This window comes from Aminobacter sp. P9b (assembly GCF_045345995.1).
GTDB lineage: Bacteria > Pseudomonadota > Alphaproteobacteria > Rhizobiales > Rhizobiaceae > Aminobacter > Aminobacter niigataensis.
In genome coordinates this window covers 771,465-792,316 of sequence record NZ_CP150082.1, presented here as the reverse complement: position 1 = coordinate 792,316, position 20,852 = coordinate 771,465, and the positions used below count along the sequence as shown (strand labels likewise).

The window sequence follows — 20,852 nt, the reverse complement described above, 5'->3', positions numbered from 1 at the left end:
TTCTTGAATCTCTGGGCTGCTATGTGTATGTTTGCGGCAATCCATACACATAGGTGTGTCATGCGCACGAATATCGATATCGATGACCGCTTGATGAAGAAGGCCATGAAGGCCACTGGCCAGTCGACCAAGAAAGCCACCGTCGAGGCCGCCTTGCGCCAAGTGGTCGCGATTTCGGAGCAGGTGGCTGCTCTCGAGGCTATGCGAGGCATGGGTTGGGACGGCGATCTCGATGCCATGCGCAACGATTGGACACTCGATACCGACTGGGGCCTTGAAGACAGGAAATGATCGTCGTCGATACCTCGGTTTGGATTTTCGCCCTACGCGATGTGCAGCGCGAGAGTGTTGCCAAGCTCCACCGGGCAACGGCGCAGGGCAAAATTCTGCTCGGCGACATGGTGTTGCTCGAAGTCTTGCGCGGCGCCCGTGACGACCGGCATGCAACCTTTCTTGAAACCCATTTGCGGAAGTACCCCATCGTGCCGATGATGGACGATCGGCTGGCGGTAGCGGCCGCGGCCAACTATCGCCATCTGCGGGCGCGCGGCATCACCATCAGGGCGCTTGCCGATCTAATCATCGCCACCTTCTGCATCGAGCACGGTCATATGCTTTTGCACGACGACCGCGACTTCCTTCCGATGGCCGAGTACCTCGGCCTCCAACTCTCTTGAGCCGCACGCCTGTCGCCAGCAGCGCATTCACGCGCGCTTCAGCGCCGTCACCTCGATCTCGATCTTCATCTCGGGCTTGTTGAGCTGGCAGACGATCATCGTTGCCGCGGGACGAATGTCGCCGAAGGTCTCGCCGAGGATCGGGAACACCAGATCCACATAGGCCTGGTTGGTGATGTAGTAGTGCGCGCGCACCACGTCGGCCATGTCGAAGCCGCCGTCTTTCAGCGCCTTGGCGATGGTCGCCAGGCAGTTGCGCGTCTGCGCCTCGACGCTCTCCGGCATGGTCATGGTGGCATAGTCGTAGCCTGTGGTGCCTGAGACGAAGCACCAGTCGCCCTGGACCACCGCGCGCGAATAGCCGGCGGTCTTCTCGAAGGGCGATCCTGTCGAAATCAGTTTTCGCATGGCTTTTCTCACTCTCCCTGTACAAGCGACTTGGTCAGCGCGTCCTTCATCTCTGCCGGCCACTCGGCCAATGCCGGCCAGGTGCTGGGCTCGGACGTATCGCCCTGCTTGGCGAAGTACAGCTTCTTGCCCGCGGTATCGACGCCGATGAAGGAATCGTTGACGCCGCAGGCATGGGGCACGCAGCCGGTGGCGAAGACCAGGCCCGAGGCTGTCCTTTCGGGTCCGCTCGACACCGAAAGGCCGAGCGCCACGCCCTCGAGCTGGTCGCCCAGCATGGCGCTTGCGGCCTGATAGAGCTCGGCGTTGTCGAAGAAGTCTACGGGGTAGGCGATGTTCTCGACCTTGAGTTCGGCCCAGGTCGTGCCGGGCTGCGGCGTGAACGCCAGCTCTCCGGCTACGGTCAGCCCATCGTCAAGCGACCACTTGCGCACGGGCGCCTTGGTGCCGGGGAGCAGGTAGGGCACGAAATAGAGCGTGTCGCCAGTGACAGCCGCAGGCGGGGTGCCGCATTCGCCGTCGCCGACGACGGTCGACTGGATGCCGGCGCCGCGTTTCCAGGCGAGCACGGTCTCCGGGCCGCAGGCATTGCCGCCGTCGCCGAGCGCGAAGATCGCCACCTTGGTGCCGCTGACCTCGACCGTGCGATCGTGGAAGGCGACGTAGTTCCTGGCGATTTCCTTGCCGTCGTAGGCGACGATCTTTTCGCCTTCGGCGTTCTCGGCGATGGTGAAGTTGCCGCCTTCGAAGGCGATCGTCTGCGAGCCGTCGTCCTGGGCCAGCGCCGCGGTCGAGGCGATCAACGCCAGCGCGAAGGCTGCAAGGAGGGCGGAAGATTTCATGGTCTGCTCCTGGAGATCGACATGCGAAGTCACGGAGCGGCCGATGTCCGTTCGCGCTCCGAATCCCGAGGTGCGACCATGGCATGGCGCGGCAGGCCAGTCAGCCGGAGCCGATTGTTCCAGCAAAAAGCCCCGCCGCGATTTCAATCGGGACGGGGCTTCGAGACATTGCAGCCTTGAGGCGTCGAGGGCTCAGGCCCAGGGGCGGTTCTCGGCAGCCTTCTTCTCGTAGCTGTCGATCGACGATGCCTTCTCCATGGTCAGGCCGATGTCGTCGAGGCCGTTGAGCAGGCAATGGCGGCGGAAGTCGTCGAGGTCGAACTTGACCACGCCGCCGTCGGGGCCGCGGATTTCCTTGACTTCGAGATCGACCGACACGGTGGCGTTGGCGCCGCGCGAGGCGTCGTCCATCAGCTTGTCCAGGTCTTCCTGGCTGACGGTGATGGGCAGGATGCCGTTCTTGAAGCAGTTGTTGTAGAAGATGTCGGCGAACGACGTCGAGATGACGCAGCGGATGCCGAAGTCGAGCAGCGCCCAGGGCGCGTGCTCGCGCGACGAGCCGCAGCCGAAATTGTCGCCGGCAACCAGGATCTGTGCCTTGCGGTAGGCCGGCTTGTTGAGCACGAAATCGGGGTTCTCCGAGCCGTCCTCATTGAAGCGCATTTCGGCGAAAAGCCCGGTGCCAAGGCCAGTGCGCTTGATCGTCTTGAGATAATCCTTGGGGATGATCATGTCGGTGTCGACGTTGACGATCGGCAGGGGTGCGGCGACGCCCGTGAGCTTGGTGAATTTTTCCATGGCTTTTGCCCGTCTGGCTGTTGCGGGGATTTTGGCTTGCCCCGCTTTACACAAGCTTGGCCGGGAATCAAAGCGTTTCGACGCTGGGGAAAGCCAGGACGCCTCACCGATATGGCGACGCGTCCCCACAGGCGTTGGCTACTGCGCCGGCGTCACGCCGTAGACGCGGGCGATGTCGTCGAGCAACAGGTTGGCGGCGATCGCGCCGCCGGCCGTGTTCCACACCGCATCGTCAACCGCCACGGCCTTGCCGGCCTTCACCACCGGCAGGTTCTGCCACAGCGGCTCGGCCAGCCATTCTTCCGACTGTTTGCTCGCCTTGCCGTTGCCGGTTTCGTAGACGAAGTAGAACAGGCGGTCGCCGTCGAACTCGGGAATGCGTTCCTTGGTCACGTCGTCGGCGAAGCCCGGCTTGTCCTGCACCGCAGGCCGCGAGATGCCGATCTGGTCGAAGATCATGCCGGGGAAGGTGTCCTTGTAGTAGATGCGGGTCAGGCCGGGCATGAAGCGGATCAGCGACACCTTCTCAGCCTTCTTGTCGCCGAGCGCCTCGCCGAGCTTGGTCGCCTTGTCGTCGAAGGCCTTGAGCTGCACGTCGCCTTCAGTCTTCTTGCCGAGCGCATCGGCGTAAAGCGCGAAGTTCACCTTCCAGTCGCCGCGCAGGCGCTCCGACATCACGGTTGGCGCGATGGCCGAGAGCTGGTCGTAGATCTTCTCCTGGCGCGTCTTGTTGCCGAGGATGAGGTCGGGCTGCAGGCCGGCGATCAGCTCGAGATTGACGGCCGATTCCTCGCCCACCACCTCGATGCCCTCCATCTTGCCGGCGATGTGCTTGTACCAGGGCGAGCCGGTCCAGGAGCGCACGGCGCCCACCGGCTTGAGGCCCAGCGCCAGCACCGCCTCGGTGCCTTCGTTGGTCAGCACCACTATGCGCTGGGGGTTCTCGGGCACTTCGGTCACGCCCATGGCGTGCTTGACCTCGTGGGCGAAGGCCGGGTTGGGGCCAAAAGCGACGAGTGCCGCACCGAGAATGGCTTTGACGAAGAGCTTCATGGCGAAAGGCTCCAAACTTGACGAGGGCGGGAAGGTTTGGCAAAGGGTCAGATCAAACCCTGACTGTCAAGCTCATATTAAGGCTGCCACGTGCCCCTCGCTTCGTCGACCACGAGCATCCGAGCGCATCCGCGTATCGGGCACCGGTCGCTCTTCGCCGGGCTTGCGCTGCTCCTGCTCGGGCTGATGTATCTCAGCCTGGCGCTCGGCTACCGGCTCTATTCGCCCGAGGAGATCTGGACGGCGCTCACCGCCTTCGACGGCAGCGAGACCGATGTGGTGATCCGTGACCTGCGGCTGCCCCGGGCGCTGATGGCGCCCATGGTCGGTGCGGCGCTCGGCATTGCCGGCGTCATCGTGCAGACGCTGTCGCGCAACCGCATCGCTTCGCCCGACACGCTTGGTCTCAATGCGGGTGCTGCATTTGCCGTCGTCATGGCGAGCGGGCTGTTTGGCGTTGTTTCGCTGCCGGGCCTGTCGCTGGCGGCAGCAGTCGGGGCGCTGCTGACCAGTTTCGTCGTTTTCGGCCTGGCCGCCGCGGCCGGCGGCATCTCGCCGCTCAGGATCGTGCTTGTCGGCGTCACCTTCGCCGGACTGTTCGACAGTTTCGTCAATGTCGTGCTCACCGTGAACGAAACGATGCTCGACCAGTTGCTGTTCTGGCTGGCCGGCTCATTCGCCGACCGCAAGCTTGGCCTTGCCCTCAACGGGCTGCCCTTCGTGGTCGTGGGTGCCGCGTTGGCGGCGTCGCTGGCCCGCCCGCTCGACATCCTCCAGACCGACGATTCGACGGCACGCGGTCTCGGCGTGCCGCTCGGCGTCGTCAGGGGGCTGGCCTTCCTTGCGGTTGCGCTGCTTAGCGGTGCGGCTGTCGCCATGGCCGGTCCCGTCATGTTCGTTGGCCTTGTCGTGCCGCATGCGGCGCGCGCCCTGGTCGGGCTCGGCCACAGGCTGCAGATTGCCGCCGCCGCGATGGTCGGCGCGCTCTACACCACGCTCGCCGACATCGTCGCCCGCTTCGTCATCTATCCGCGAGAGGCGCCCGTGGGCGCGGTCACGGCCATCGTCGGCGGCCTGCTGCTGCTGGTCCTGCTCAGGAGGCGCGCCGCATGAGCCCGCTCGCCCCACGCCTATCGCCGGCATTGGCCCGCATCAGCCGCCGCGCCTGGATCGCAGTTGCCGTCATCGCCGCTGTCGCGGCGGTCCTGGCGCTCTGCGGCATCGGCTTCGGCTCGACCTGGATCGATCCGCGCCGCATTCTGGAAATCCTGCTCGGAGAGGGCACGCGCGGCGAACGTGTCGTCGTGCTGCAGCTGCGCGCGCCGCGTGTCGCCATTGCCATCCTCGCCGGCGGCGCCATGGCGGTATCAGGCTATCTGCTTCAGAAGGTGACGCGCAACGAGCTGGCCTCGCCCGGCGTGCTCGGTGTCATCGGCGGTGCCGGCCTCGGCGTCGTCATCTTCCTGGCGCTGCTTTCCGACGAGAGCAATGCGCTTGTCACCTCTATCGTCTGGCAGCCGGTGGCGGCGATGGTCGGCGCCAGCGTGGCGATTGCGGCGGTCTTCCTGCTTTCCGGCCAGCAGGCATCGTCGGCGGTGCGGCTCTTGCTGTTCGGCATCGCCGTCGGTGCCGTCGCCAAGGCGGCGACGCTGATCCTGATGATCGTCGGGCCGATCTACCGCACCACCCAGGCCAGCCGCTGGCTCGCCGGCGCCGTCAACGAGATCAACTGGGGCGAGGTCCAAGTCGTCGCCGTCGGCCTCGCCATCGCCATGGTCGGCGTCTTCGCCGTGGCGCGTCGCCTGCCGCCCACCGACCTCGACGAGGTCTCGGCGCGCGGCATCGGCCTCAACCTGCCGGTCTTCCGCATCCTGGTCTTCGCGCTTGCCTCGGCGCTGACCGCACTTGCCGTCGCCTTCGCCGGCGGTGTCGGCTTCATCGGGCTGATGGCGCCGCATCTCGCCCGGCTGATCGTCGGCCGGCCGGTCATCCCGGGCATCGTCGCCAGCTTCCTTTTGGGCGCGATCATGCTCGTCGGTGCCGACCTCATCGTGCGCGTGCTGTTTGCGCCGACCGAAGTGCCCGCCGGCACGGTCACCGCAGTCATCGGCACGCCCTATTTCCTCTACCTCGTGCTGCGCAGGGGGAGTACCAATGGATAAAGCGATCACCGTCGCCGCCCTTACCGTCGCCTATGGCGCGGCGACGGCTCTTTCAGCCATCGACCTCGAGATTCCCAAGGGCAAGGTTACCGTGCTCGCCGGCCCCAACGGCTGCGGCAAGTCCACGCTCTTGCGCGCCATCCGTCGGCTGCACCAGCCGAAATCGGGCGAGGTGCGGCTCGGCGACCTGCCGATATCAGGGCTCAAGGAAAAGGAGCTGGCCCGTCATATCGGCCTCCTGGCGCAGAACCCGTCGGCGCCCGACGACATGAGCGTCGAGGAGCTGGTCCGGCTCGGGCGCTACCCGCACCAGTCGATGCTGCAGCCGTGGAGCGCCGCCGACGGCGAGGCCATCCAGGCGGCGATGTTCGGTACCGGGGTGTCGCACCTCGCCGACCGCCGGCTCGGCTCGCTGTCGGGCGGCCAGTTGCAGCGCGTCTGGATCGCCATGGTGCTGGCTCAGGAGACCGACATCATCTGCCTCGACGAGCCGGTCAACCATCTCGACATGGCCCACCAGATCGATTGCCTCGACCTGGTCAGGCGTCTCAACCAGGAGCACGGCCGCACGGTGGTTCTGGTGCTGCACGACCTCAACCTCGCCGCCCGCTACGCCGACCGGCTGGTCTTCCTGAAGGACGGCAGCGTCGTCGCCGAGGGCGCGCCGGCCGAGCTGATGAGCGAGGAATTGATCGAGGACGTGTTCGGCATCTCCTGCCGCGTCATCACCGACCCGGTGCACGAGCGTCCGCTGTGCATTCCGATCCGCAATTCGTCGCCACGCTTCCGGGCCGAAACGGCGGGCTGATCCGCCCATGTAAAAACGGCCGCGGATCGGATGATCCACGGCCGTAACTTTCAGGGTGAACGAGAAGACGTCAGGCGCGTGCGAGCGCCATCACGCCGGTCTCGGTGCCGGTCAGGCGGCGCGAGCGGCCGTCGGCGCCGACCACCATCTGGATGCGCCGGCGTTCCGACGAGAACAGCTTCGAGGTCGACACGTCCACCGGCGGATTGAAGGCGACGGTGACGCGCCAGAGGTCCGGCTTGATCGTCTCTTCGAGGGCGATGACGCGGCCCTGCGCAGGGTTGCCGTTGAAAGTGCCGGCGACGTTTTCGCCGACGGCAAAGGGCACGGCAGCCTTGGGCTCGTCGGCCTTCGCCGACACCGGGGTCGCCGCCGGACGCGCAGCAAGCGTGTTCCAGTCGCGGACGCCTTCCTGGCGGGCGACGAGTTCCAGCGCCTTGGCGTGGCTGACGGCGATGCCTTCGCTGGCCAGCGCATCGCGCAGCCTGCGGGCATTGTTCTTGTAGTCGTTGGTCTGACCTGTGGTCATGGGTTCGCTCCTTCGCGATGCGCGAACGGCGTGGTTGAAGGTCGGGAGCCCGCATTGCCGCTTCGGCCGTCGCATCGACAGGGAAACGAACTTTTCGAGGGAAGCTTCACCAGGCCTTGCGGCTGCGGGCGGCAGGGGCTTCCCGCCCTTGACCGCCCTCAGATAGGGAGTAGACGGCGCGACGTCAACGGTCGCGCCGGCGCCGACGCTCAGGCTGCCTTGTCCCAGGTTGGAGCAAGGCTTGCCGGGCTGACGATACGTCCGCCGGAAGCGGAGCGCGCGTGGATCGCCGCCATCTCCTCGGCCGAAAGCTCGAAGTCGAAGATGGCGAAGTTTTCCGGCAGCCGCTTCAGTGTCGAGGTCTTCGACAGCGCGACGACGCCATCCTGCTGCACCAGCCAGCGCAGCACCACCTGCGCCGCCGTCTTGCCGTAGCGCGAACCGATGTCCTTCAACACAGGGTCGGACAGCACCTTGCCGTCGGCCATGGCGTAGTAGGCCGTCACCGACATGCCGAGCCGGCGCGCCGTCTCCAGCACCTTGGTCTGGTCGAGATAGGGGTGGTACTCGACCTGATTGGTGACGATGGGTGCAGCGCTCAGCTGGACAGCCTCGGCCATCAGCGCGGTGTTATAGTTGCTGACGCCGATGTGCCGCACCTTGCCGGCCTGCCGGACCTCGTTCAGTGCGCCGATCTGCTCGGCCAGCGGTACCGCGTCGTTCGGCCAGTGCAGAAGCAGAAGGTCGACATGGTCGGTTCGAAGCTTCTTCAGACTGTCTTCGACCGACGTCACGAAATCGGCGTGACGAAACTTGTCGACCCAGACCTTGGTGGTCAGGAAGATATCGGCGCGGGCGGCGCCAGATTTCTGGATGGCCTCACCGACCTCAGCCTCGTTGCCGTAGATCTGGGCGGTGTCGATGTGGCGGAAGCCGAGCTTGATGGCCTCGGGCACCACTTCGAGCACTTCCTTGCCAGGCATGCGGAAGGTGCCGAAGCCGAGGGCGGGGATCGTCGCGCCATTGGCGTTCACGAAGTTCATGGAATTCTCCTTGTGGGGGCTTGTTGGGGAGGCTTGGGCGGATGGGCTCCGCCTTTAGTTAGGTCTCGGGTGCAGCCGATCAATCATCCTAAGCCGGCTGGCATACCGGTTCGTCGCGACGGTCGAGTGCGCCGCTCCACACGGTCAGGACAAATGCGCCGGCCACCAGCAGGGCACCGACCCAGGGCGTGGCGCCGAGGCCGAGCGGCGAGGCGACCACCAGGCCGCCGATCCAGGCGCCTAGCGCGATGCCGAGGTTGAAGGCGGCGATGTTGAGCGCCGAGGCGACGTCGACCGCACCGGGGCGGTGTTCCTTGGCCAGCTGCACGACATAGAGCTGCAGCCCGGGCACATTGGCGAAGGACAGGAAGCCGAGGCCGGCCAGCGTCACCATTGTCCAGGCAGGCGAGACGGCGGTGAAGGAAAACACCAGCAGTACCGCAGCTTGAAGCGCAAACAGCACGGTCAGCGCCTTGACCGGGTTGCGGTCGGCGATGCGGCCGCCGGCGATGTTGCCGGCTGCGATCGCCAGCCCGTAGAGCACCAGCAGCAGGCTGACGCTCGAGGCCGAGAAGCCGGTGACGGTCTCGAGGATCGAGGCGAGGTAGGTGAAGGCGACGAAGGTGCCGCCATAGCCGAGCGCGGTCATGGCAAAGACCAGCAGCAGCCGGCCGGAGCTGAGCACCCTGGCCTGGTCGAGCAGGCTCGACGGGGCGGCCTTCTTCAGCGTCGCGGGCAGCAGGGCTGCAATGCCGGCGAAGGCGATGACGCCGAGCGCCGACACGCCCCAGAAGGTGGCGCGCCAGCCGAAGGTCTGTCCGATGAAGGTGCCGAGCGGCACGCCGGTGACGATTGCCACCGTCAGGCCCATGAACATCATGGCAATCGCCGAGGCGCGGCGGTTTTCCGGCACCAGGTCGGCGGCGATCGTCGCGCCGACCGAGAAGAACACGCCATGGGCGAAGGCCGAGAGCACGCGCGCCACCAGCAGCAGCTCGTAGCTCGGGCTCAGCGCCGCTGCCGTGTTGCCGATGACGAACAGTGCCATCAGGCCGAGCAGCAGCGGCTTGCGCTCGATCCTGCCGGTCAGTGCTGTCAGCACCGGAGCGCCGAAGGTCACGCCAAGCGCGTAGACGCTGACGATCAGGCCGGCCAGCGGCAAGGTGATGTGAAGGTCGTTGGCCACAGTCGGCAACAGCCCGACGATGACGAACTCCGTTGTTCCGATCGCGTAGGCCGCAATGGTCAGTGCAAATATGGCCAGAGGCATGGCAAAACCATTCTCGCCCGCTGAGCGCGGGCGCAGTTGGGCGAGTTCTGATCGCCGGTTGATCCTTGCCGGCAATATGGGGCAAAGCCACTTGCGCAATAATCCGCCATGATGGACGAATGCTTGTGAAACGAATTCACAAGAGGCGAGCTATGGACAACCGCGCCGGCGAGATGGACGTGTTCGTGCGGGCCGCTGGCCTCGGCAGCTTTTCTGCCGCTGGGCGCCAACTCGGCCTGTCGCCCTCGGCGGTCAGCAAGCTCATCACCCGTATCGAGGATCGCCTCGGCACGCGGTTGCTAGTCCGGTCGACGCGTGCGCTGCAATTGACGCCTGAGGGCGAGGTCTATCTCGAACGCGCGCAGCGCATCCTGGGCGATATCGAGGAGGCCGAGCGGGTGGTGACGTCGGGCGGCTCGGCCGTGCCGCGCGGCCCGCTCAGGGTCAGCGCCTCCGTCGCCTTCGGCGCCAGCCACGTCGTGCCGCACATGGCCGAATTCCTGGCGCTCTATCCCGAGATCGAGCTCGACCTGTCGTTGACCGACAGTGTCATCGACCTCTACCAGGAGCGCGCCGACGTCGCGATCCGCTCGGGCAAGCTGCGCGATTCCTCGCTCATGGCGCGCAAGATCCTCGAAATCCGCCGTGTCGTCGTCGCCTCGCCCGCCTATCTCGAACGCCACGGCCTGCCGCAGGTGCCGGCCGACCTCATCGGCCACAACTGCCTGCGCTTCAACTTCCTTTCCAGCCGCGACGAATGGATTTTCCGCGACCCCGAGACGGGCGAAAATTTCGCCCAGCGCATCAATGGCAACCTGCTCGCCAACAACGGTCCGAGCCTGCGGCGGCTCTGCCTCGACGGCGTCGGGCTGATCCGCACCGGGCGTTTCCAGGTCGATGCCGACATCGATGCCGATATGCTGGTGCCGGTGCTCGAAGCCTACAATCCCGAGGACATCGAGATGATCCACGCCGTCTTTGCCGGCCATGGCCATCTCGCCGCGCGCGTCCGGGCCTTCATCGATTTCCTGGCCGAAAAGGCGCGCGGCGGATGACGCCATTGTTTCGGCCGATATGCGTACTACCTTCAACCTGTGCGGATTCTCGCACCGGAAGACTTGTCGATGCCGAGTAAAGCGAGTTCGAAACTGGCAGCCCTGGTGGCGGCGGGCGTTTTGCTTGCCGGTGCTGTGCCGGCGCTTGCCATCGACCTGCCGGGGCAGCCGGACCGCAGCCAGCTGGCGCGCGAGGGCCGTTTCAACGAGTTGCAGATCCTGCAGAGCCGCCAGAACCGCATCGAATTCCAGCGCGAGCAGCAACGCTTCCGCGAACAGGACCGCCAGATCGTGGTGCCGCAGATCCAGCGGCCCGAGGTGCCGATGGTCAAGCAGAGCTGCCAGATCCGGCTGTTCGGCAATATCTATCGTCGCGTCTGCCGCTGAACGTTCATCCGCCCTCATCCTGAGCCTGTCGAAGGATGGCCTGTCAAAGAACGTGCGCCCGCGCCCGCCCTACTTCGCTGCGACCTGTTCCGCCAGGACGCCGTCTAGCCGGTCGTAGCCCGCCTCGACACCCTTGGCCATGCCGATGGCGATCGCGCCGTCGCGCGCCTCGCGCGAGCTGTAGAGCACGGTGTTGACCGAGATCGTCCGGCCGTCCTTCTCCGTCAGCACCAGCGTCGAGTGCGCCTCGCCGTCGGTCCAGTCCATGTCGAACAGCTCGACGCTGACGATCCTTTCCGGCCGGAAGATTTCGCGATAAGTGCCGGTCATGCCCATGTCGCGGCCGTCCTCGTGGCGCCAGACGAAGCGATACTTGCCGCCGATCTTCAGGTCGACGTCGCAGACGGTAAACGACCAGCCGTCCGGCCCCGTCATCCAGCGTTTCAGCAGCGCGGGAACGGTCCAGCAGTCGAACACTAGGTCGCGCGGCGCGTCGAAGACGCGGGTCATGGCGATCTCGCGGTCGCTCGGCGTCGTCACGTCCAGCCTGTGCTTCATCGTCTTTTCCTCCTGGTCTTGCTGCGTCAGGCCTTGCCCTGGTTGGCCTGCAATTCGGCCAGCAGGGTGTCGAGCCGCTTGAAGTTGCCTTCCCAGACCTTGCGGTAGTCCTCGAGCCAGCCGGTCACTTGAGCCAGCGCCTCGCCCTCGATGCGGCATGGGCGCCGCTGGGCGTCGCGGCCGCGCGAGATCAGCCCGGCCCGCTCCAGCATCTTCAGGTGTTTGGAAATCGCCGGTTGGCTCATCGCAAATGGCTCGGCCAGCTCCATGACGGAGGCTTCTCCCTGCATCAGCCGTGCAAGGATCGCCCGCCGCGTTGGATCGGCGAGAGCCGTGAATGTGGCGTCGAGGCGTTCGGACGGCGTCATTTCACAACCTTTTTCTATAACAATATGGTTATGAAGATGAAGCCTGCTGTCAAGCCTGCGCCCTGAATGACTCATGGGCAGAAGCAGCGTGCCGGCTGAAACCGGCACGCTCCGGGGGGTCAGGCCGCCTTGCGCGCGGTCTTGGCCCGCACATTCTGGTTCATGCGGAAGAAATTATCTGGGTCGTATTTCTGCTTCACCTCCAGCAGCCGGGCATAGTTGCTGCCATAGGCCGCTTCGACCCGGTCGGCCTCATCCGCCGGCATGAAGTTGATATAGGCGGTGCCCACCGCCTGCGGCCTCGCCGCTTCGTAAATGTCGCGCGCCCAGTCGATGCAGGCATTGTCCATGTTCGCCTCGCGCCAGCGTGCATGCACGTTCATGACGAAATGCGCGTTGCGCTGCGGGAAGGCGGTGGCATCCGTCGCCACCCGCCCGGCGGCGCCGCCGACATGGCCGATGAAGATCTCGCATTCCGGCCCGGGAAGGTTCCTGATCGCGCCGTCGAGAATGTCGATCGTCTCGTCGGCCAGATCGATGAAGTCGTGGCTCTTCCAGTAGTTGCGCGCGCCGGGCTGGAGCAGGGGGTCGAAGGCCGCCTGCCAACCGGTGAACGGGTTCGGCCCGACCACGTCGACGATCGGCTTGCCGATGCCGCGCAGGGCAGCCGTCGCCTTCTCGCCGGCATCGAGATCGCCACTGTAGCACATGGCCAGTACCAGCACTTCCTTGCCGTGCCAGTCCGCCGGCAGGAACGGCAGCGGCGGTGCCTGCCGTGCCACGGCCCAGCAGGTCAGTTCGTCGGGCGCGTCCTCAAGCGCTGCGCGATATTCCGCGAGCACATGCCTGGCGTCGTCGAAGGGATGCACGACCAGCCCCGCCAGCACCTGCGGCCCGAGCTTGTGCAGCTTGAACTCGAACGCCGTCACGACGCCGAAATTACCGCCGCCGCCGCGCAGTGCCCAGAACAGGTCCGGATGCTCGGCCGTGCTCGCCCGCACCAGTTCGCCGTCGGCGGTCACCACGTCGGCCGAAAGCAGGTTGTCGATGGTCAGGCCGAGCTTGCGGGTCGTCCAGCCGAAACCGCCGCCGAGCGTCAGCCCTGCGATGCCGGTGGTCGAGTTGATGCCGGTGGGTACCGCGAGGCCGAACGCCTGGGTTTCCTTGTCGAGGTCGGCCAGCGTGCAGCCGGGCTCTACCCAGACGCGCCGTGCGACACGGTCGACGCGCACCGATTTCATCTTGCTGAGGTCGATCATCAGCCCGCCGTCACAGACCGCACTGCCGGCGATGTTGTGGCCGCCGCCGCGCACGGCGACGAGCAGCTTGTTGTCGCGTGCGAAGTTGATCGTGGCGATGACGTCGGCAGCACCGGCGCAGCGCACGATGAGGCCGGGCCGGCGGTCGATCATGGCATTCCAGATGGTACGGGCCTCGTCATAGCCAGCATCGCCGGCATTGAGGACTTCCCCGCGCAGGCTGGCAGCAAAGGCGTCAAGCGTCGTGGCACTGACCATCGCCATGCCGCCATCCAGCGTCGTTAGGCTCAAGTCGTTCATGGTGCATTCCTCCCATGGAGTGACACCTCCTCTTCCGTCGCGGCCGGGGATTGTGCGCTTCCGGGAACGGTTCAACAAGCGACGCAGCTTAAAAGTGACGGATGCGACACGTCGCCGGGCGGATGTCGCCGCCGCGCCTTGCCGTTTCCGCCTCGCTCGCCATAAAGTCGAGAATCACAGACTGGCTGCTTCGGCTCGCGGCGCACATTCGGAGGCCATGCAACGATGGGGGCTAGGGGCAGCGACATCGACCCAGGGGCCGCGCAAGGGCAGGTCCGCACGCAGAGGCTCAAGACCAGGCAGCGGAAATGGCGGATTCTCGGCTGGGCGGGCACCGCAGCACTGGTCTCCACAAGCTTCCTCGCCTCCGAACGCGCGCTTGCCGCCGACGACCGCATGCTGCTGCTCGACCATGATGGCCTGATGATCCGGATGCATCTTCAGGCCGGCCTGAACGTGGTGACCGAGCACAATGTGTTCTGGAACTATTCAGATACATTCGCACCGTCGGCCGGGTTCAATTCCAATCCGACCTGGCTCGAAGGCTACATTTTGCCCGGCCTCAGCTTCACCCAGGACCTGGGCGGGTTGGTGGCTTATGGCAAGGTCTCGGCCGTTGCTTCGGGTACGCTCGGCATCGATGCCTACGCAACCGGAAACACTGGCCGCGTCACGCTGGAAGAGGGCTATCTCGGCTTGCGCTCGGACGAAAACAGCGATCCGTCCTTCGATCTCTCAGTCGGTCCCCGCACATTCAAGGCCGGCACCGGCATGCTGCTCGCCAATGGCGGGTCGAGCGGCTTCGACCGCGGCGCGCTCAAGCTCGGCCCGCGCAAGGCCTGGGAAATGGCTTCGATCGGCAGTTTTGGCTTCGACGATTTCACCGCCACGGCATTCTATCTCGATGCCAACGAGCTGAACGAAAGCGACACCCAGACCAGGATCGTCGGCGGCGATTTCCGCTACGATGGCGAGTCCGACACCTTTGCCGGCATGACCTTCGGCCATGTGCTGCAATCCGACTCGCCCTACCCGCAGGCCGCGCCCGGCGGCATCGGGGTGCCGACGCTGGTTGCCAATGGCCGCGACGGGCTGAATTTTGTCAATGTCTACGGCCGCGCCATGCCGTTCGGCGACAGTTTCGAGAATTTGTTCGTCGCCGGCGATTTCGCCTACCAATGGAACGACCGCATCGACACGCGGGCATGGGGCGGCCGCGTCCAGGTCGGCTACACCTTTGCCGAATACTCCTGGGCGCCGACCATCGCTTATTCCTACCAGACATTCTCCGGCGACGATCCGTCGACGTCGCGTCTGGAGCGCTTCGACCCGCTTTACTACGAGGGCAGCCCGAGTTCCTGGTCGACAGGCTCGAAGTCGTCGATGGTGTTCATCAATTCCAATGTCAACGCCCACCAGCTCAGCCTGCGCGTCACGCCGACCGAGCGCGACACGCTGACACTGCGCTACGCCTATATCAGCGCCAACGAACTGCGCAGTCCGATCCAGTTCGGCCAGGGCACGCATCTCGAGATCATCAACGGCGTGCCCAATCCGGTCGCCGGCGTCTCCGCCAAGCATCTGTCGGACGACTTTTTCATCGAATACAACCGTGTGCTGAATCCCAACACCTATTTCACCGCCGGGTTCAGCGTTTCATTTCCCGGTCCCGGAGCCGACTCCGTCGTCAGTTTCGATGCACCGGTGTGGACAGGAGCCTTCGCCAATGTCGTCGTCAATTTCTGAAGCTGGGTTGGATGCAGTCAGGGGCGGTTTCGCGGGCGCTGCGCTGGTCGCGGCAATGTTTGCCGTGGCAACCCCGTCGATCTCTTGGGCACAGGAGGCAAAAGTGCTGTCAGCCGCAGAGTCCGATCCCGTCAAGCTCGGCTGGATGGTCGGCTCGCCGCCGCCGGCGGACAAGATCATCCGCTTCACCGATCCTGACTATTTCAGCTTCCCCAAGATGCGCTGGACGGTGTGCCATTTCCGCCAGCTGATGCCGACGGTCAATGTCAGCCGCGGCCTCGGCGCGCCGGCGCCGCTCGAACGCGAGCTGGACGAGACCATCGACGCGGTGAAGTTCACCCCGCTCGGCGGCGACGCCGAGATGACTTGGGAGCAGTCGCTGGCCGCCAACTACACCGACGGCATCGTCGTCATGCATGACGGCAAGATCGTCTACGAGCGCTATTTCGGCTGCCTCGACGATGCCGGCCAGCACGGCGCCATGTCGGTCACCAAGTCGCTCACCGGCCTGATGGGCGAGATGCTGGTGGCCGAAGGCAAGCTCGACGAAAACGCCAAGGTGGCATCAGTCGTGCCCGAGCTCGCCAACAGCGCCTTTGGCGACGCCACCGTCAGGCAGGTGCTCGAGATGACCACCGGCCTGCGCTACAGCGAGGATTATGCCGATCCCAACGCCGACGTCTGGGTCTATTCGGCTGCCGGCAGCCCGCTGCCCAAGCCGGAAGGCTACACTGGCCCGCGCAGCTATTTCGAATATCTGCAGACGGTGCGCAAGGAAGGCGAGCACGGCACGGCCTTCGGCTACAAGACCATCAACACCGACGCGCTCGGCTGGATCATCGCGCGTGTCTCGGGCCAATCGGTCGCCCAGTTCATGTCGGAGCGGATCTGGAGCAAGATTGGCGCCGAGCAGGACGCCTACTACACCGTCGATTCCACCGGCACGCCCTTCGCCGGCGGCGGCTTCAACGCCGGTCTGCGCGACATGGCGCGGCTCGGCCAGATCCTGCTCGACAACGGCGCTTTCAACGGCCAGCAACTGGTACCGGTAGCGGCGATCGCCCGCATCCGTGCCGGCGGCGACAAGGCGGCGTTCGAAAAGGCCGGTTATCAGCTGCTCAAGGGCTGGAGCTATCGCGGCATGTGGTGGATCACCAACAACGACCATGGCGCCTACATGGCCCGCGGCGTGCATGGCCAGGCGCTCTACATCGATCCCAAGGCGCGCGTCGTCATTGCCCGCTTCTCGTCGCACCCCACCGCCGGCAATGCCGCCAACGACCCGACCTCGCTGCCGGCCTACGAAGCGGTGGCCAAGCATCTGATGAAGTGAGCTCGTGCCGGGTCGGCGCTCCGTTGCCGACCTCCCACGACTGACTACGCCAGCAGCGCCACGTCCAGCTGTGCCAGCCGATCCTGATCGGCGATGGCCTCGATGCCGACGATCCTGTCGCCGTCGAGCTTGAGGGCCAGCACGACGCGCAGCTTGCCCATCGGCGCGATCAGCAGGCCGATCGAGCCGTCGACCAGTGCCGGGCGGGCGACCTGGGCGCGGCCCTTGAAGTTCTGCGCCACCGCCTGCGCCCCGCGCAGCTCGGCGGCCGAGCCCAGCCGGGCCGCTGCCGCGTCGGCGCGGAACACCACGTCGGGGTCGAGCACGGCCAGCAGGCCGGCGAAGTTGCCGCCGCGCGATGCCGCAAGGAACGCGTCCACCACCTCTCGCTGCCGCATCCGGTCGGGTGCGTCGGCCTCGTCGCTGCCTTGCACGCGCCGCCGGGCGCGGCTGGCCAGCTGCCGCGCGGCAACCGGCGTGCGCTCGACGATGGGCGCAATGTCGTCGAAAGACAGGTCGAACATGTCATGCAGCACGAAGGCGATGCGCTCGGCCGGTGCCAGCCTCTCCAGCACCACCAGCAGCGCCAGCCCGACGGCGTCGGCCATCGCCAGCTCGCGCTCGGGGTCGATGCCGGTGGCAACGTCGGCGACCTCGTCCGGCCCTTCGACGTCCAGCGGATCCTCGCGCCGCGACTTGCGCTGGCGCAGCATGTCCAGGCAGACGCGGGCCACGACAGTGGTCAGCCAGCCGCCGAGATTGTCGATGTCGCCGGCGCCGGTCCGCGCCAGCCTCAGCCAGGTCTCCTGCACGGCGTCTTCGGCCTCGCTGGCCGAGCCCAGCATGCGGTAGGCCACGGTGCGCAAATGCCCGCGATTGGCGGCAAATCGCTCGCTCAGAAAATTTTCGTCGTTCATCTGTCACGTCTCCTCTTCGGCATGCGTCATGGCGATGACGAACGAAACCTGGCCGATGTGACAGAGACCCGTCACGTGGCCAGCAACGTCACCATCGACCGCACCCGACCGCGAAAGGAAGCGAAAAATGCAAGCCCGCATGAACAACCCGGCCCTCGTCCTGCCCGAAGCCCTGAAGGCGCTGCAGGCGCTCAATAAGGCGACCGAACTCGACAGCCTGCCCGAGGTGACGCGCATGCTGATCCACCTGCGCGCCAGCCAGATCAACGGCTGCAGCGTCTGCGTCCACATGCACTCGCTCGAACTGAGGAAGGCCGGCCAGAAGGACGAGCAGATCTTCGCCGTCGCCGCCTGGCGCGACACGCCGTGGTTCAGTGAGGCCGAGCGCGCAGCGCTGGCGCTTACCGAGGCCGTCACCCGCGTCAGCGACAAGGCCGACCCGGTGCCCGACGACGTCTGGGCCGATGCCGCGCGCCACTATGACGAAAAGACGCTATCGGCGCTGATCCTCTCGATCGGCCTGATCAATGTCTGGAACCGGCTCAACGCCGCCGTCCGCCAGGTCGCGGGCGCTGCCTGGAACTGAGCTTCGCCGCGCTCTCCCCTCGATGGGGGGCCTCGCCGCCCCCTACACCACCGCGCGGCGATAGAGATGCCACGTCGCGTGGCCGAGCACCGGCAGCACCACCAGCAGGCCGAGGAAGAACGGCACGCAGGCGGCCAGCACCGCAAGCGTCACCACCAGGCCCCAGCCCAGCATGACGACGGGGCTCGCCAGCACCGTGCGCACCGAGGTGATCATGGCGGTGACGAAATCGACCTCGCGGTCGAGCAGCATCGGGATCGAGATCACGGTGATGGAAAACAGCACCAGCGCGAGTGCTGCGCCGACGACATGGCCGATGCCGAGGAAGATCCAGCCCTCGCTGGTGGTCGTCACCACGTCGACGAAGCGGTCGAGCGTGGCGAACGACATGCGGCCGAGGATCAGCGCGATCAGCAGACGGATCTGGTACATCCAGATCCAGAACACGAACAGCATGACGAAGGCCATCCACGACACCTCGCGGCGGCGCTGGGCCCAGATCACCCTGAGCACCTCGCCGAGGGCCGGCGCCTGCCCGGCCTCCAGCCGGCGGCTGACCTCGTAGAGGCCGACGGCGGCAAACGGCCCGACCAGCGGGAAGCCGATGGCGAAGGGATAGATTAGCCAGGGTTCGTGCAGCACCAGCAGCGACACCGTGATCGCCATGCCGATGACCATGAACACGGCCCCGATCATCAGCCCGACCGCCGGGCAGCGGGCAAAGTCGGCCGCTCCTTCCGCCAGGCTCTGCCTGATGTCGGCGACCGTCAACGCCCGCACTTCCGGCAGCGCCCCCGGGCGCTTGCCCTGCGGCTGCGCCGTTCCCTTCACGTCTGCCATAGCTTCCTCCCTCGCTGGCGCCGTCTGCCTACCCCTATACGTCACGGTGCGCAGGACATTGATCAGGATCAAGGGCCCGCCGCCGGCGCGATCACGCGTCCGCCAGGCCGTAGGCGATTGCCGCCCCCGCCAGCAGGGTCGCCACCAGCCCCTCGAACAGGATCACGGTCACCTTGAATGCCGCGCGCGGTAGCGACAGGTCGAGATGCTTGGCAAACCAGCGCGTTTCGACGGTCAGGTACCACAGCGTCGCCAGCCCGAACAGCGCCAGTCCGGCCAGCCGCGTCTCGGCGGTATCGATGCGCGTCAGCAGGCCGCCGGCGCTTGCCAGTAGGGCAAAGGGCGCTGCGACATAGCACTGGCTGTAGAAGGGCCGCTTCAGCGTGCTGCGGTCGATGCGGATGCCGCGGTGGCGCAGCAGCGCCAGCGCCATTAGCAGCGGGAAGACGCTGAACGCCACGGCGCGGAACATCAGCAGGTTGGCATCGCTGGCGAGAAACGACGGCGGCGCCCAGGGCGTCTCCTGGCGCACCAGCGCCAGCTCGAAGCCATGCGCGATCAGCAAGGTGATCAGCAGGAACAGTGGCGGGCTCAGCGTGTCGGTATATTGCTCGGCCACGTCGTCGGCCAGCTCGACGTCGGCATAACGCATCATCGCCTGTGGCCGGCGCAGTGTCCGCCACATCGTCATGGGATAGAAGACCAGCCACGACGCCAGCTCGTAGAGCAGTTCCTCGAGCGATTTCAGCAGGCGCATGAAATCCATGGCTGTCCCCTCCGCAATGCCGGCGCGAAGCGCATCATGTCGGCCAAAAGCCCGTCTGCAAAGGGTGGTGTCGGGTGCTGGCGCCGGACAAGAAAAAAGCGGGCAATGCCCGCTTCCCTCTGGCTCCTGAGACCTGTCATGCTGCCGGTACATCCGTGGTCGGCATGCCGTCAATCAGGGCAAATGCAGCGGCTCGCGGCAAAACCCGGTCATCGTATCCCGATGCGCGTTTCGCTCCCGGCGAGCTCGCCGATGAAGCCTATGTGGGGTGCCGGGTTCGCGATTGCAAGGCCGTCGTGCCGCCCTTTTTCGGGCCAGCCTTGCTATTGTCGTATTGAGCACTATATTGGACCGATCGATCTTGCTGTAGAACTTTGTTCCGCGCGCCTGGCGCCTCTACGATCTTCCCCCTCAAAATCGATCGGAAAACATCGCCCGGCATTCTGCTCGGCGAATACTTCACTATGTCGATTGAAAGGTTTCGTCATGGCTACTGGTACCGTTAAATTCTTCAATGCCACCAAAGGTTTCGGCTTCATTGCACCCGACACCGGCGAGCAGGACGTGTTCGTTCACATCTCGGCCGTCGAGCGTGCCGGCATGCGCACCATCGTCGAGGGTCAGAAGCTGAACTTCGACGTCGTGCGCGACAACCGCAGCGGCAAGAATGCAGCCGAGAATCTTCAGGCTGCCTAACGCATTGCTTCCGGCCGCTGACCACGGATGAACTGGCATCGGCCGTCGAGGCAATCAGGAGAAGGTCGGGAGTTCCCGGCCTTTTTCGTTTCAGGAGAAACCGCATGGCGAGTTCCATCACCAAGGACAATCTGTTTGTCCCCTCGCAGAACAAGGCCGAAGCAAAGGGCGACATGACCACCCGGGTGGCGCATTCGATCCTCCATGCCGAGGTCATCGCACGCGAGGCCAAGACCGCGCGGCTTCGGGCGGCACGGCTTGCCATCGAGGCAACCCTGGAACCCGCGCCCGCCAAGCCGGCGCGCCGCAAGAAGCCGGCGGCATAGCCACCCGCTTCACCCGGGACCATCTCCCGCCACCGGGCGGGACGGGTGATCATCCGGCGGACAACGAGTCCTGCCGGCGCAGCGCCTTTCGCCTGCATTGTTGACGGAAACCACCCGCCGGCCTA

Annotated in this window: 25 protein-coding genes; 12 read left to right on the top strand and 13 right to left on the bottom strand. The window is 65.6% G+C overall.

The annotated features are described in order from the left end of the window. Positions 1-60: 60 nt before the first annotated feature. Together WHT83_RS03980 and WHT83_RS03975 are read left to right on the top strand one after the other, a co-directional pair. Positions 61-291, top strand: a complete 231-nt coding sequence (locus WHT83_RS03980; RefSeq protein WP_406873029.1) for a type II toxin-antitoxin system VapB family antitoxin — start codon at positions 61-63, stop codon at positions 289-291. After that, positions 288-677: a PIN domain nuclease gene (locus WHT83_RS03975; protein WP_318763177.1), complete on the top strand. Its 390-nt coding sequence runs from the start codon at positions 288-290 to the stop codon at positions 675-677. Before WHT83_RS03980 ends, WHT83_RS03975 begins: the two co-directional genes overlap by 4 nt. Positions 678-704: 27 nt before the next feature. Here WHT83_RS03975 and WHT83_RS03970 read toward each other — a convergent pair whose 3' ends face one another. The 4 genes from WHT83_RS03970 to WHT83_RS03955 form a co-directional block, all read right to left on the bottom strand. Further along, a complete protein-coding gene (locus tag WHT83_RS03970; protein WP_108606204.1) occupies positions 705-1,085 on the bottom strand; it encodes a RidA family protein in 381 nt (126 codons plus the stop codon). 8 nt (positions 1,086-1,093) lie between these two features. Further along, entirely contained in the window at positions 1,094-1,927 is an 834-nt protein-coding gene (locus tag WHT83_RS03965; RefSeq protein WP_406873028.1) for a hypothetical protein, read from the bottom strand. Positions 1,928-2,119: 192 nt separating this feature from the next. Next, positions 2,120-2,725 carry a 3-isopropylmalate dehydratase small subunit gene (gene leuD / locus WHT83_RS03960; RefSeq protein ID WP_108606205.1) on the bottom strand — a complete coding sequence of 202 codons (606 nt, stop codon included), beginning with the start codon at positions 2,723-2,725 and terminating at the stop codon, positions 2,120-2,122. A 138-nt stretch (positions 2,726-2,863) separates the two neighbouring features. Further along, positions 2,864-3,778, bottom strand: coding sequence for an ABC transporter substrate-binding protein (locus WHT83_RS03955; RefSeq protein WP_406873027.1), 915 nt, complete (start codon positions 3,776-3,778; stop codon positions 2,864-2,866). Positions 3,779-3,868: 90 nt separating this feature from the next. Here WHT83_RS03955 and WHT83_RS03950 point away from each other — a divergent pair, with 90 nt between their 5' ends. From WHT83_RS03950 to WHT83_RS03940, 3 genes are read left to right on the top strand one after another with little or no spacing between them, the layout of a single operon-like run. Beyond that, on the top strand, positions 3,869-4,891 hold the full coding sequence (locus tag WHT83_RS03950; RefSeq protein ID WP_406873026.1) for a FecCD family ABC transporter permease: 1,023 nt from the start codon (positions 3,869-3,871) through the stop codon (positions 4,889-4,891). Next, entirely contained in the window at positions 4,888-5,940 is a 1,053-nt protein-coding gene (locus tag WHT83_RS03945; protein WP_406873025.1) for a FecCD family ABC transporter permease, read from the top strand. Before WHT83_RS03950 ends, WHT83_RS03945 begins: the two co-directional genes overlap by 4 nt. Further along, entirely contained in the window at positions 5,933-6,748 is an 816-nt protein-coding gene (locus WHT83_RS03940; RefSeq protein WP_406873024.1) for an ABC transporter ATP-binding protein, read from the top strand. The genes WHT83_RS03945 and WHT83_RS03940 overlap by 8 nt, the downstream gene beginning before the upstream one ends. Positions 6,749-6,818: 70 nt before the next feature. Here the strand turns inward: WHT83_RS03940 and WHT83_RS03935 are convergent, their stop codons facing one another. The 3 genes from WHT83_RS03935 to WHT83_RS03925 all read right to left on the bottom strand — a co-directional run bounded on the left by WHT83_RS03935 (position 6,819) and on the right by WHT83_RS03925 (position 9,590). Beyond that, a complete protein-coding gene (locus WHT83_RS03935; protein ID WP_406873023.1) occupies positions 6,819-7,277 on the bottom strand; it encodes a glyoxalase superfamily protein in 459 nt (152 codons plus the stop codon). 209 nt (positions 7,278-7,486) lie between these two features. Next, on the bottom strand, positions 7,487-8,320 hold the full coding sequence (locus tag WHT83_RS03930) for an aldo/keto reductase (protein ID WP_406873022.1): 834 nt from the start codon (positions 8,318-8,320) through the stop codon (positions 7,487-7,489). 88 nt (positions 8,321-8,408) lie between these two features. After that, the gene (locus WHT83_RS03925) at positions 8,409-9,590 is read right to left on the bottom strand and encodes an MFS transporter (protein ID WP_406873021.1); all 1,182 of its coding nucleotides are present in this window, start codon (positions 9,588-9,590) and stop codon (positions 8,409-8,411) included. 152 nt (positions 9,591-9,742) lie between these two features. On the opposite strand from WHT83_RS03925, the gene WHT83_RS03920 reads away from it, so the two are divergent. After that, positions 9,743-10,645 (top strand): LysR family transcriptional regulator, encoded by a 903-nt coding sequence (locus tag WHT83_RS03920; protein ID WP_108606212.1) that lies wholly within the window; start codon positions 9,743-9,745, stop codon positions 10,643-10,645. 69 nt (positions 10,646-10,714) lie between these two features. Then, positions 10,715-11,032 carry a hypothetical protein gene (locus WHT83_RS03915; protein ID WP_245439631.1) on the top strand — a complete coding sequence of 106 codons (318 nt, stop codon included), beginning with the start codon at positions 10,715-10,717 and terminating at the stop codon, positions 11,030-11,032. Positions 11,033-11,101: 69 nt separating this feature from the next. Here the strand turns inward: WHT83_RS03915 and WHT83_RS03910 are convergent, their stop codons facing one another. From WHT83_RS03910 to WHT83_RS03900, 3 genes are all read right to left on the bottom strand, one after another. Then, positions 11,102-11,590: an SRPBCC family protein gene (locus WHT83_RS03910; protein WP_406873020.1), complete on the bottom strand. Its 489-nt coding sequence runs from the start codon at positions 11,588-11,590 to the stop codon at positions 11,102-11,104. 26 nt (positions 11,591-11,616) lie between these two features. Beyond that, entirely contained in the window at positions 11,617-11,958 is a 342-nt protein-coding gene (locus tag WHT83_RS03905) for a helix-turn-helix transcriptional regulator (RefSeq protein ID WP_318764143.1), read from the bottom strand. A gap of 119 nt (positions 11,959-12,077) precedes the next feature. Beyond that, a complete protein-coding gene (locus WHT83_RS03900) occupies positions 12,078-13,517 on the bottom strand; it encodes an FAD-binding oxidoreductase (RefSeq protein ID WP_406873019.1) in 1,440 nt (479 codons plus the stop codon). A gap of 225 nt (positions 13,518-13,742) precedes the next feature. Between WHT83_RS03900 and WHT83_RS03895 the strand changes: the two genes are divergently transcribed. Then, the gene (locus tag WHT83_RS03895; protein WP_406873018.1) at positions 13,743-15,263 is read left to right on the top strand and encodes an alginate export family protein; all 1,521 of its coding nucleotides are present in this window, start codon (positions 13,743-13,745) and stop codon (positions 15,261-15,263) included. 55 nt (positions 15,264-15,318) lie between these two features. After that, positions 15,319-16,596 (top strand): serine hydrolase domain-containing protein, encoded by a 1,278-nt coding sequence (locus tag WHT83_RS03890; protein ID WP_406873925.1) that lies wholly within the window; start codon positions 15,319-15,321, stop codon positions 16,594-16,596. A gap of 44 nt (positions 16,597-16,640) precedes the next feature. Here the strand turns inward: WHT83_RS03890 and WHT83_RS03885 are convergent, their stop codons facing one another. Further along, positions 16,641-17,513: a sigma-70 family RNA polymerase sigma factor gene (locus tag WHT83_RS03885; protein WP_406873017.1), complete on the bottom strand. Its 873-nt coding sequence runs from the start codon at positions 17,511-17,513 to the stop codon at positions 16,641-16,643. Positions 17,514-17,640: 127 nt separating this feature from the next. Between WHT83_RS03885 and WHT83_RS03880 the strand changes: the two genes are divergently transcribed. Beyond that, the gene (locus tag WHT83_RS03880; RefSeq protein ID WP_406873016.1) at positions 17,641-18,099 is read left to right on the top strand and encodes a carboxymuconolactone decarboxylase family protein; all 459 of its coding nucleotides are present in this window, start codon (positions 17,641-17,643) and stop codon (positions 18,097-18,099) included. A 42-nt stretch (positions 18,100-18,141) separates the two neighbouring features. On the opposite strand, the gene WHT83_RS03875 is transcribed toward WHT83_RS03880, so the two are convergent. After that, on the bottom strand, positions 18,142-18,939 hold the full coding sequence (locus WHT83_RS03875) for a DUF2189 domain-containing protein (protein ID WP_406873015.1): 798 nt from the start codon (positions 18,937-18,939) through the stop codon (positions 18,142-18,144). Between the two features lie 91 nt (positions 18,940-19,030). Continuing rightward, positions 19,031-19,705, bottom strand: coding sequence for a permease (locus WHT83_RS03870; protein ID WP_406873014.1), 675 nt, complete (start codon positions 19,703-19,705; stop codon positions 19,031-19,033). Positions 19,706-20,191: 486 nt separating this feature from the next. Between WHT83_RS03870 and WHT83_RS03865 the strand changes: the two genes are divergently transcribed. Beyond that, on the top strand, positions 20,192-20,401 hold the full coding sequence (locus tag WHT83_RS03865; protein WP_108609632.1) for a cold-shock protein: 210 nt from the start codon (positions 20,192-20,194) through the stop codon (positions 20,399-20,401). A 104-nt stretch (positions 20,402-20,505) separates the two neighbouring features. Further along, the gene (locus tag WHT83_RS03860; protein WP_406873013.1) at positions 20,506-20,727 is read left to right on the top strand and encodes a hypothetical protein; all 222 of its coding nucleotides are present in this window, start codon (positions 20,506-20,508) and stop codon (positions 20,725-20,727) included. Positions 20,728-20,852: the final 125 nt, after the last annotated feature.

Bases quoted from the DNA above. Each gene is read 5' to 3' on its own strand.
- WHT83_RS03980 (WP_406873029.1), top strand. From the start codon at position 61: ATGCGCACGAATATCGATATCGATGACCGCTTGATGAAGAAGGCCATG.
- WHT83_RS03975 (WP_318763177.1), top strand. From the start codon at position 288: ATGATCGTCGTCGATACCTCGGTTTGGATTTTCGCCCTACGCGATGTG.
- WHT83_RS03970 (WP_108606204.1), bottom strand. From the start codon at position 1,085: ATGCGAAAACTGATTTCGACAGGATCGCCCTTCGAGAAGACCGCCGGC.
- WHT83_RS03965 (WP_406873028.1), bottom strand. From the start codon at position 1,927: ATGAAATCTTCCGCCCTCCTTGCAGCCTTCGCGCTGGCGTTGATCGCC.
- leuD (WP_108606205.1), bottom strand. From the start codon at position 2,725: ATGGAAAAATTCACCAAGCTCACGGGCGTCGCCGCACCCCTGCCGATC.
- WHT83_RS03955 (WP_406873027.1), bottom strand. From the start codon at position 3,778: ATGAAGCTCTTCGTCAAAGCCATTCTCGGTGCGGCACTCGTCGCTTTT.
- WHT83_RS03945 (WP_406873025.1), top strand. From the start codon at position 4,888: ATGAGCCCGCTCGCCCCACGCCTATCGCCGGCATTGGCCCGCATCAGC.
- WHT83_RS03940 (WP_406873024.1), top strand. From the start codon at position 5,933: ATGGATAAAGCGATCACCGTCGCCGCCCTTACCGTCGCCTATGGCGCG.
- WHT83_RS03935 (WP_406873023.1), bottom strand. From the start codon at position 7,277: ATGACCACAGGTCAGACCAACGACTACAAGAACAATGCCCGCAGGCTG.
- WHT83_RS03930 (WP_406873022.1), bottom strand. From the start codon at position 8,320: ATGAACTTCGTGAACGCCAATGGCGCGACGATCCCCGCCCTCGGCTTC.
- WHT83_RS03925 (WP_406873021.1), bottom strand. From the start codon at position 9,590: ATGCCTCTGGCCATATTTGCACTGACCATTGCGGCCTACGCGATCGGA.
- WHT83_RS03920 (WP_108606212.1), top strand. From the start codon at position 9,743: ATGGACAACCGCGCCGGCGAGATGGACGTGTTCGTGCGGGCCGCTGGC.
- WHT83_RS03915 (WP_245439631.1), top strand. From the start codon at position 10,715: ATGCCGAGTAAAGCGAGTTCGAAACTGGCAGCCCTGGTGGCGGCGGGC.
- WHT83_RS03910 (WP_406873020.1), bottom strand. From the start codon at position 11,590: ATGAAGCACAGGCTGGACGTGACGACGCCGAGCGACCGCGAGATCGCC.
- WHT83_RS03905 (WP_318764143.1), bottom strand. From the start codon at position 11,958: ATGACGCCGTCCGAACGCCTCGACGCCACATTCACGGCTCTCGCCGAT.
- WHT83_RS03900 (WP_406873019.1), bottom strand. From the start codon at position 13,517: ATGAACGACTTGAGCCTAACGACGCTGGATGGCGGCATGGCGATGGTC.
- WHT83_RS03895 (WP_406873018.1), top strand. From the start codon at position 13,743: ATGGGGGCTAGGGGCAGCGACATCGACCCAGGGGCCGCGCAAGGGCAG.
- WHT83_RS03890 (WP_406873925.1), top strand. From the start codon at position 15,319: ATGTTTGCCGTGGCAACCCCGTCGATCTCTTGGGCACAGGAGGCAAAA.
- WHT83_RS03885 (WP_406873017.1), bottom strand. From the start codon at position 17,513: ATGAACGACGAAAATTTTCTGAGCGAGCGATTTGCCGCCAATCGCGGG.
- WHT83_RS03880 (WP_406873016.1), top strand. From the start codon at position 17,641: ATGCAAGCCCGCATGAACAACCCGGCCCTCGTCCTGCCCGAAGCCCTG.
- WHT83_RS03875 (WP_406873015.1), bottom strand. From the start codon at position 18,939: ATGGCAGACGTGAAGGGAACGGCGCAGCCGCAGGGCAAGCGCCCGGGG.
- WHT83_RS03870 (WP_406873014.1), bottom strand. From the start codon at position 19,705: ATGGATTTCATGCGCCTGCTGAAATCGCTCGAGGAACTGCTCTACGAG.
- WHT83_RS03865 (WP_108609632.1), top strand. From the start codon at position 20,192: ATGGCTACTGGTACCGTTAAATTCTTCAATGCCACCAAAGGTTTCGGC.
- WHT83_RS03860 (WP_406873013.1), top strand. From the start codon at position 20,506: ATGGCGAGTTCCATCACCAAGGACAATCTGTTTGTCCCCTCGCAGAAC.